The organism is uncultured Bacteroides sp., assembly GCF_905207245.1.
Taxonomy (GTDB): domain Bacteria; phylum Bacteroidota; class Bacteroidia; order Bacteroidales; family Bacteroidaceae; genus Bacteroides.
This window is the reverse complement of record NZ_CAJLKP010000125.1, coordinates 1-9,864: the sequence shown is the minus strand read 5'-3', so window position 1 is coordinate 9,864 and position 9,864 is coordinate 1. Positions and strand designations below refer to the sequence as shown.

General features: G+C 46.7%; 8 protein-coding genes and 1 pseudogene. 1 reads left to right on the top strand and 8 read right to left on the bottom strand.

The window, feature by feature from the left end:
• The 8 genes and pseudogenes from QZ135_RS23315 to QZ135_RS23280 form a co-directional block, all read right to left on the bottom strand.
• A pseudogene (locus QZ135_RS23315) lies at nucleotides 1-569 on the bottom strand (hypothetical protein); the annotation flags it as partial.
• Between the two features lie 64 nt (nucleotides 570-633).
• Nucleotides 634-3,759, bottom strand: a complete 3,126-nt coding sequence (locus QZ135_RS23310) for a type I restriction endonuclease subunit R (protein WP_294615264.1) — start codon at nucleotides 3,757-3,759, stop codon at nucleotides 634-636.
• Nucleotides 3,760-3,768: 9 nt separating this feature from the next.
• Nucleotides 3,769-4,428 (bottom strand): hypothetical protein, encoded by a 660-nt coding sequence (locus QZ135_RS23305; RefSeq protein ID WP_294615261.1) that lies wholly within the window; start codon nucleotides 4,426-4,428, stop codon nucleotides 3,769-3,771.
• Nucleotides 4,428-4,922 (bottom strand): restriction endonuclease subunit S, encoded by a 495-nt coding sequence (locus QZ135_RS23300; protein WP_294615258.1) that lies wholly within the window; start codon nucleotides 4,920-4,922, stop codon nucleotides 4,428-4,430. The genes QZ135_RS23305 and QZ135_RS23300 overlap by 1 nt, the downstream gene beginning before the upstream one ends.
• A 108-nt stretch (nucleotides 4,923-5,030) precedes the next feature.
• On the bottom strand, nucleotides 5,031-5,735 hold the full coding sequence (locus QZ135_RS23295) for a restriction endonuclease subunit S (protein WP_294615253.1): 705 nt from the start codon (nucleotides 5,733-5,735) through the stop codon (nucleotides 5,031-5,033).
• Nucleotides 5,732-6,460, bottom strand: coding sequence for a hypothetical protein (locus QZ135_RS23290; protein WP_294615251.1), 729 nt, complete (start codon nucleotides 6,458-6,460; stop codon nucleotides 5,732-5,734). The genes QZ135_RS23295 and QZ135_RS23290 overlap by 4 nt, the downstream gene beginning before the upstream one ends.
• A 69-nt stretch (nucleotides 6,461-6,529) precedes the next feature.
• Nucleotides 6,530-8,089, bottom strand: a complete 1,560-nt coding sequence (locus tag QZ135_RS23285; protein ID WP_294615248.1) for a type I restriction-modification system subunit M — start codon at nucleotides 8,087-8,089, stop codon at nucleotides 6,530-6,532.
• 45 nt (nucleotides 8,090-8,134) lie between these two features.
• Nucleotides 8,135-9,427: an AAA family ATPase gene (locus QZ135_RS23280; protein WP_294615244.1), complete on the bottom strand. Its 1,293-nt coding sequence runs from the start codon at nucleotides 9,425-9,427 to the stop codon at nucleotides 8,135-8,137.
• Between the two features lie 317 nt (nucleotides 9,428-9,744).
• On the opposite strand from QZ135_RS23280, the gene QZ135_RS25005 reads away from it, so the two are divergent.
• On the top strand, nucleotides 9,745-9,864 hold a 120-nt coding region (locus QZ135_RS25005; RefSeq protein ID WP_365979369.1), incomplete at its 3' end, for a TnpV protein.

The following is a 9,864-nucleotide window of genomic DNA, read 5'->3' as shown; positions in this document are numbered from 1 at the left end:
TCAACCGCCAGCAGGTCATAGTCCTCGGCGCCGGCAGCCTTAAGTGCAGCGGAGATCTCCTTTGCAATCGCACACACCTCGGCAAACTTCTTGCCGGTATATTGATAGTTATACTTGGGCATATCCGGCACATCGAGGTATGAATAGCAAAGGATCGTCGTCTTATTGAAAAGGATGTACTCGTTCGGATTGGTATAGGTAAGTAGCTCGCTGATCGTTGACGGGCCCATACCTTTCACGGATTTCAGAAAAGTGTTCCACCGCTTTTCAAATTGCGCGATTCCATACAGCAATTCCGCCAGCTGCTTTTTGAGCGCATCAAAGCCGTTGTCGGCAATTAGCTTGTCCACAACGAATCTTTTATTACCCCACATGACCATCGACCAAAGTCTGCTCATGTACTCAAAGAAATCTTCTTCGGTCATTGCCAGCAGCTTGTCCTTGGTGAACGACTGATAATAGGCTTTACGCTCATTGCGTTCGGTCCAGTTGTCGTCGTAATAGGCGGCGTTGGCCTTTTTGTTCTTGACGAACGCTGATATGGCAGATTCTAGCTTTGTTCTGTTCATTGGCACACCTCGAGTCCTCTTTATTGTGATTTTAAGGGTTGAGAAGTTCCATGCATTATTGATTTTACACAATCCCAAAGTACTTCTCAAAGAACGCCAGCAACTTATCAATGATCGTCTGCTTCTTCTCGGCCCGGTTGCCGCCTCCGAAGCGTGAAACCGGCGGCATGAGCTTGTCGATATCTGTGCCCGTCGTTTTGATTTCACCGTCACGGAAAGCGTTCTCTACGAACTTGCGAGTTTCCTCCGGCTTGAGGTTTTCCTCCGCTACGATGGACGCAAGTTCTTTTTCTTTCTGCTCGACAACGAAGCTCCGCCATTCGGTGAGCACATCGTCCACATCGTTAATCCCGGCAATAAAGGTTTCAATAAGCGCCTTTTTGCTGCGAAGTTCAGGGCTAGCATCCATTGCCTTGCGAATATCAATGAGAACCTCTTTATCCTCGCAGTGAGAATCGTGATACTTTTTGACCAGCAGCAGGATATAGTCGATGTTGATTTCGATCTGCTTTATCAGTTCAATTTCGAAGACGATATCATCGGTAATATCTTCTTTCTGCTTGTCCTCACGTCTACGCTTCCATTCATCCCGCAGGTCCTGATACCGGCCAAGATAGTCCTGCAAGTCACGCTCAGAAAGGATCTCCTTTCCGGCAAACTCATCGAAGGACAGAAGGAGATTCCTCATCCGCAGGATAGCACCGAACAGAGCGATAAAGTTCTTCTGATTTTGCCCCCCGATAATCTGAGGCTCAGAGAGCGGGAATTTGGTCGTTAACTCCTCAATCATATCCGCATAACCGGGATGCAGCACATCCTTCGCATCGGTATAACCGTAGTAGTAATCCTTAAAGCTCTTGAGAAGCACGATACCAGACGCATTCTTATCGCCGAACAGCGAGATTGCGTCATCCACACGACGTTGAAGATTGCGGAAGCAGACAATATTGCCAAAGGTTTTGATCGAGTTCAGAATCCGGTTCGTGCGGGAAAACGCCTGAATCAGGCCATGCATTTTCAGATTCTTATCCACCCACAGGGTATTCAGCGTGGTGGCGTCGAATCCAGTCAGGAACATATTGATCACGATTAGCATATCTAGTTCCTTATTCTTCATACGAAGGGAGACGTCCTTGTAATAATTCTGGAACTTGTCGCCATCTGTACTGTAGTTGGTGTGGAACATTTCATTGTAGTCCCGAATTGCCGCCTCAAGGAAATCACGAGAACTCTGATCCAGAGCAGAGGTGTCCTCGGGGTTCTCCTCATCAAGAATCCCGTCTGTCTCTTCCTCGTTTGCTCCGTAGCTGTAAATGGTAGCGATTCGCAGTTTTTTGGTCGGATCGGCTTCCATCTGACGCTTGAACTCCGCATAATACAGTTTTGCCATCGGCACAGAAGCGACCGCAAAAATGGAGTTGAAACCGCTGACACGCTGCTTCTGCTTGATTTCTTCCACCGCTCCGTTTTTAGCAGAGGCAACTTCGGAGATATTGGTCAGCACATTAAAGGCATAAGATTTATCTCCCCGATAAGTTTTCTGATCGAAGTGTTCAAGGATATACTTTGTCACCAACTCGATGCGTTCTGGCGCCATGAATGCCTTTTCACGGTCGATATCCCATACATCTTTATCGTCGATATCCGGCTCCACATCCATGGTTTTAATGTAGTCCACTCGGAAGGGTAGCACGTTTTTGTCGTTGATGGCATCGACGATAGTATAAGTATGCAGTTGATCTCCGAAGGTTTGTTCCGTCGTAAACATTTTCGGATTTCGCACTGCGCCTGTATTGGCCGCAAAAATCGGCGTGCCTGTGAAGCCAAAGATATGGTACTTCTTAAAGTTTTTGACGATTGCGGTGTGCATATCACCAAACTGACTGCGGTGGCACTCGTCGAAGATAATCACGATATGCTTTTGATAAACCTCGTGCCCTTTGTTCTTGTTCACGAAGGTGGAGAGCTTTTGGATGGTGGTAATGATGATCCGACAGTTGTCGTCCTCAAGCTGACGCTTCAGCACCGCCGTTGACGTGTTGCTGTTGGCTGCTCCCTTTTCAAAACGGTCATATTCTTTCATGGTCTGGTAATCCAGATCCTTTCGGTCAACGACAAAAAGCACCTTGTCGATGTACGGCAGATTGGAAGCAAGCCGGGCTGTTTTAAAGCTGGTCAGTGTTTTTCCAGAGCCCGTAGTATGCCAGATATACCCGCCTCCGGCGATGGAACCGTATTTCTTATAGTTATTGGCGATCTCAATGCGGTTCAGGATCCGCTCAGTGGCCGTGATCTGATAAGGACGCATGACCATGAGCATGCTTTCCGAAGTGAAGACACAATACTTCGTCAGGATATTCAGGATCGTATGCTTGGCAAAGAACGTTTTGGTAAAGTCGATCAGGTCGGGGATCACCCGGTTGTTGGCGTCCGCCCAGAAAGAGGTAAACTCAAAGCTGTTGCTGGTCTTTTCCTTTTTGACTTTTCTGGAAGATGCGTCCTTGATGGCGTTATAGCGGGTGGAGTTGGAGTAATACTTGGTATTCGTGCCGTTGGAGATCACAAAGATCTGCACATACTCATACAGTCCGCTCCCTGCCCAGAAACTGTCCCTTTGATACCGGTTGATCTGATTGAACGCCTCACGGATCGCAACGCCCCGGCGCTTCAGCTCAATATGCACGAGGGGAAGACCGTTGACAAACACCGTCACGTCATAGCGGTTATCATGCTTCACTCCGGCATCCTGTCCTATGACGTACTGATTGATCACCTGCACGCTGTTGTTATGGACGTTCTTCTTATCGATGAGGGAGATGTTCTTTGTCGTACCATTGTCACGATGAAGGACCTGCACGTAATCCTCCTGGATCTTGCGGGTCTTCTCTGCGATGCCTTCATTTTTGTTGGCAACACAGTCCGAAAAGAACTGTTTCCACTCACTGTCCGAGAAAACATAGTTGTTGAGCTTTTCCAGCTGCCGGCGCAGATTGAGTACCAAGTCCTCCTCGCTGTGGATAGGAAGATATTCATATCCCTGTTCTGTAAGCAGACGGATAAACTCCGCCTCCAAAGCCGCCTCGCTCTGATAGGCATCGGAACGTTTGGTTACAGGTGTATACTCCGTAACAACTGTATTCTCGTTTGTTTCAGCAACAATGTTAAAATACGACATGGTCAAGGCCTCCATATTATATGGCTATTGTAATTTGAACCATTCAGGATAATTCTCGGCAGCTTTTTCAAACGGTGATTTATTTCCCCAATCCGGAAGGGAACCTTCTCCGGAATTGACTGAATAGGCAGTATACTTACTTCTAAAATAAACTGGCGGTAGGTTGTACGCCATGGCTAACGAACCAAAAAGAAGGTACATCAAATATAGATTCAAAATATAAAGCGTTGCAACAGACAAGAAAGCATTTTCCAACGTCGCCTTCCTATATGAATCAGTCTCATTATGCTTGAGCGGATTGTATGCTTTCCACCAATCCAAACCAAACACCTTGTCTTCTTCAACACGCCAATCCTGCAGAGGTGTTGCTGTACAGAATGGCGTCATGATTTCAGTCTTTGGTAAATTAGGAAAGTGTTTTAGAAGGATATTTGTAATGCTTTTGATATTCCTCGCCTTTTCCCCGTTGGCTTGGCAAATTGCTTTAGCTATGATTTCAAATTCAGACGCAGATAGAATGATAATCTGCTTAAAAATATCAGAATAAACATCACCATGAATCATTAGAGACCTACCGTCTTCGTTTTGACAAAATCCATGGTACAAATAGTCCTTGGTTCCATCAAACCTTGCGGCTAATGAGCAATAATAATTCCAATGCTGAATGTATTCCTGGGGGTCCACTATACTGCCTCCTTAAATGTTAACAACCTATCTCTGTAGTATTCATATTGCCTCTGTCGAGCTTCGATTTCGGCGGGAAGTCCTTCTTTGAGATCATTGCAGAGGGTGTCAAAGCGACTTAGCAAAAGAACAATCCTTTTTTGCTCATCTATTGACGGAACAGGAATTAATAGTTTCCGCATTTCTGCCATTGGAATGCTCTTGACGGTTCCTCCAGCCACTTTTTTCATGTAGGCGGTTTTCATCTGTTCCGACGTCAAGAGATACCTCAAAAACTGAGGAACTATTCTGGTCTGATCCGGCTTGATGGTGTAAACACCCTCCTTGATATTCCAGTTTGAAGGTTCTTCCGTAATAACAGCGGTTTCCCCAATAGTTCCTGTCCCAGAAAAAAGGACATCGCCAACTTCCAAATTGGAACGATTATTACAAAGACAAAGCGCTTCATCGTTAATCCTATCAGTTTTCTCGGATGGCACGATTCTACCCGCCATGGATCTCACGAATCGTGATGTAATAGTTCTCAGCATCATCCGTGTTCAGCCTGAAAAACTGTCTGGGATTAAGTCCAGTATTGAGAGAAAGGATCACATCATTCAGCGTCAGCCATCTGACCGCCCGGCTCCGTCTCTCTCTCTCTCTCTCTCTACATGAACATTCTGTGAATCATCCACATCGGAGAAGGTCAAGAGGAGATCTCGATAATATTCATACTGTTTTTGCCTCGCTGTAAGCTCCGCTGTAAGCTCCGCTGTAAGCTCCGCTGTAAGCTCCGTGAAATTGTCAAGAATCTTGACAATTTCAGCCTGTACCTCTATGGGCGGTACAGGGACAATAATATCCTTTAATTTATCCGGAGTTACTTCTACGACTTTTGTTCCATGGGCAATCTTTTTCTTTTGCGAAAAAAACATTGATGTGTGAAAAAAGTAGGATAAGTATTTAGAGTTCTGGTTGTGATGGATAATGGCCGTGTGACCGCTTACCGCTACTGGGGTATTCCCCAGCCACGAAATACACTTACATACATCTTCAATGTTCTCACTAGTAACCGCCATAATAATATCCTGCGGCTGGGCAAACTTTTGTTTTTTATACACATTCTCAGGGATAAATGAAATAGTTGAGTCTGTAAACATATTGTAGAACGTGTAAATTTGCCCATAATGTATGCAGGGGAATCCGGTCTCTGTATAATCCTTCTTTTGAAAACTTCCGCCCCTTGAAATGGTCGCAATCTCCCCGAGCTTTTTATGCTCCACTCCGTTAGGGCACAATTCTTCAATTAATTGCTCAAGCTTAGTCATACAGCTTCACTCTCCTCATCTTCGGTCCAACCTAAGGCTATCTTCGCATCATGAAAAGCAGCCTTGTTTCGAACATTTTCGAGAATCCCTATAATTAACCTATGTAGAGGCTCAAACTTTTTTAAGCCGAGTTCTTCATCGAAATCTCCATGGACAACATTACTGAGTTCTTTAAAAAGGCGTTTGCCGTCTTTTGAAAACTCAGGCGGAATAATGGAGCTTTTAGCATCGACGGCCTCCAGAAGAGCAGAAAAGTTTTTAGGATTACCGCCCTCATACTTCGGAAAATCTATTCCCGTTGAAATAGCCGCTTGAACTGTGACCATCTCAAAAATCTTTCGCAGATACACAATAGAACCTGCGCCCAAATTCTCACGATATGCCTGTTCCGCTTTGTCTAATAGATAGTCGAAGTCCCCATAACGGGTAGTATTGAGCCTTACGCTTTCTGACAATCGTTCGCTACGTTTCAAAATCCGTACCTTTGGGCTCAACGATGTAATATCGTTTTCACTTTCAATTACAAACCATACCTCAACCGTGGAACCACATGCGCAAGCAAGGACACAATCTATGCTTACCATGTTCTTGTTTACAAAGATACAGGTTAGTTTTCCTTTTGAATAGAACGTTCGTAGATCATCGCATGTTTCACAGTAGTAATTCAATGCAACAGTCCCAACGTCGAGGTCCACTTTCTGCCCCAAATTTCCTTGCTTACCCATCAGAAAGCCGTCAACTGGTTCGAAAAGCGGTTTAGGAGGCTTGGATAAAACACTTGATAGCCGCATATCTTATCCCTCTATTTCTGCAATAATCCGATCAATTTCTGCACGTAAAGCGTTTTCCTTCTCAACAATATCTGCAATTTTAGCATTGAGTTCAGCTATATCTACTTCTTCACGAGTGTCCTCCGCTTCCACATACGATGAAACTGACAAATTGTAGTCGTTATCGACAATTTCCTCGTATGAAGCCAGATGAGCAAAATGTTCTATCTCTGTGCGAGATGCGAATTCGTCCACGATTGTATCGATATTCTTGTCTTCAAGCTGATTGTTGTTTGTAACCTTCTTGCACTCCTTGGAAGCCTCAATAAACAGGATCTTACTATCAGCCTTATTCTTCTTCAGTACCATAATACAGGTGGCGATAGACGTTCCATAGAACAGGTTAGAGGGCAACTGGATGATGCAGTCGATAAAGTTGTTATCCACCAGATACTTGCGGATCTTCTTTTCGGCCCCGCCACGATACATGATACCGGGGAAGCAGACGATAGCCGCAGTGCCGTTGGTAGCGAGCCATGAAAGGCTGTGCATGATAAAGGCAAGGTCTGCCTTGGATTTCGGCGCCAGAACACCTGCCGGTGAGAAACGGGGATCGTTGATCAGCAGCGGATTCTCGTCTCCCGCCCATTTGATGGAGTAGGGCGGATTGGAAACGATGACTTCAAAGGGCTCATCGTCCCAGTGCTGGGGGCTGATGAGCGTGTCCTCATTGGCAATATTGAACTTGTCGTAGCCAATATCATGGAGGAACATATTGATGCGGCAGAGGTTATAGGTGGTCAGGTTAATCTCCTGCCCAAAGAAGCCCTGCCTGATATTCTCTTTACCGAGAATTCTTGCCGCTTTGAGAAGCAGCGAACCGGAACCGCAGGCGGGGTCGTAGACCTTATTGACCTCTGTTTTCCCCACGACAGCGATACGGGTCAGAAGCTCGGAGACCTCCTGCGGTGTGAAGAACTCGCCCCCGGATTTTCCTGCGTTGGAGGCGTACATGCTCATGAGATATTCGTAGGCGTCACCGAAAGCGTCGATTGTGTTGTCCTTATAGCGCAGCTTCATATCGGCGACACCGTTTAGGAGCTTAACCAGCTTTTCATTACGCTTGGCAACGGTGGCGCCCAGTTTGTTGGAATTCACGTCCAGATCATCGAACAAACCGGCAAAATCGTCTTCGCTCTCGCTTCCTTTGGCGGAATCCTCGATGTTGTTGAAAACCCGCTCCAGCGTTTCGTTGAGGTTTTCGTCATCTGTTGCTCTTGCTCGAACGTTGCAAAAAAGCTCAGACGGCAGAATGAAGAAGCCCTTTTCCTGTACCAAACCGGCACGGGCTCCTTCGGCGTCTGAGTCTTTCATTTTGGCATAATCAAACTGAGCATCACCGGCAGCATGCTCACCTTCATTGATATAGTTGGTAAGGTTTTCGGATATGTAACGGTAGAACATAACGCCAAGCACATACTGCTTGAAGTCCCAGCCGTCCACACTGCCACGAAGATCGTCAGCAATGCTCCATATTGCTTTGTGGAGTTCTTCACGCTCCCGGTCATTTCTGATATCCGCCATCTATGTTTCCTCCATGTTGTCCGTTTGATTTTGATTTGATTTAGTTTAAATGGGCGTATTTGACGATTCCCCCACCCCAAAGAACATCACATCATAAATCGGCAGATACGTGATCTTGCCGTTCATCGTGATCTCGCGGGCGTTGGACAGGACGAAGGCCTTTTTCACGTGATAATCGTCGTTCTTTATAAAAGTGCTCAGCGCGCTGTGGACGGTGTAGTCCTTGCCGGATTTGACCTCGATGGGGATGGCGGAGAGGCTGTCGTAATCGTCGATCAGATAATCCACCTCGCCCTTGCTGCGGTTATCGTAATAGAACAGCTTGTAGCCGTGCGCGGCCAGCTCCTGGGCCACCACGCTTTCATACACAGAGCCGAGATTGATCCCCGTCTCATCGTCCAGGATCGCACGTATATTGCTGCCGTACAAAACGTCCGTCAAAAGGCCTACGTCGTTCAAATAGAGCTTGAGCAGGTTTTTGCCGACAGACTGTGTTAGGGGAAAGACTGGGGTAGTGATCGCGTTGACGTCCAGGGCGATTCCCGCGGAGATCAGATATTCAAACTCATCCTGATAGTCGGAAAAACGCTTGCCTCGCTTGTCCTCGATATCCTGAAAGACCACCCGTTTCTTCTTGCTCTCCAGATTGGAGGGGATCATATCGTAGATCCTGCGGATCTTCAGCTTCTTGTTATTGTCCGCCTCGTACTTCGATGCGTCATCAGCATAGAACGCGCGGATATCCCGATGGATCGTCCTGACCTTTACGATGTTGGTGTCTGCAATAAAGGAGTTCACGGCGTCGGGCAGCCCGCCAATCAACAGATATTTCTTGAAGAGGTCCATCACCTTCCCGTGCATAGCTGCATCCAGGCTCTCACCGGCAAGGAACTTCTCATGCATCATATCGATGGCGAACTGATTAAACCCGTTTGCCAGCAGAAACTCCTCAAAATCCAGCGGGAACATGCGCTTTACTTCAATGCTTCCGATGGGGATCGAGGTGGTCTTCTTCAAGGTCACACCGAGCAGCGACCCGCTGGCGATATAGGTAAACCTGTCGTCCTGCTTTAAAAACTTGAGCATGGTCAGCAGGTGCGGATATGCCTGGATCTCATCAAGGAAAATCAGCGTGTTTTTCTTCTCTCCCATTCGCTCGCCGGCGATGGTACTGACTTGGAAATAGAAGTCCTTGACGGTGCGGACCTGCTCAAACAGCCGTGGACCGTTATAATCCTCCGCAAAGTTCAGCTCGATATAGTTCTCAAAGAACTGCTGCCCGACGTAGCGGATGATAAAGGTCTTTCCGATCTGCCGCGCCCCGTCGATAATCAGCACTTTGTTAGAGTCTGACTTCAAGTAGCTTTCGATATACGGCTGAATTTTCCGATATAACATAGCGCACCTCCGCACTTTTCAGCATAATCAACGCGCCGGGAAACACATAATTCAACTGGTTGCACATCTCGTGACAAACACATTTCAATATCTATTATACTCACAAAAACGCACAAATCAATAGCCGGTGCAAAATAAATATATCCCGTTGTCAAGACTGCAAATCCGATTATTGCACATTGGACTCTAGTGTAGCGCCGGGCTATCATATACGCGAAGGGAAACCAAAAACAATGCGTATATGAAGGAGGCGCGGCATGGAAAACAGATTTGCAGCAGCGCGGAGGCGGTATCTGCGCACACATATGGATGGGATCTACACAGGGATGCTGCTGACGGGGACTCTAGAGCCGCATCTTGCCGAGATCGGCGAGTCG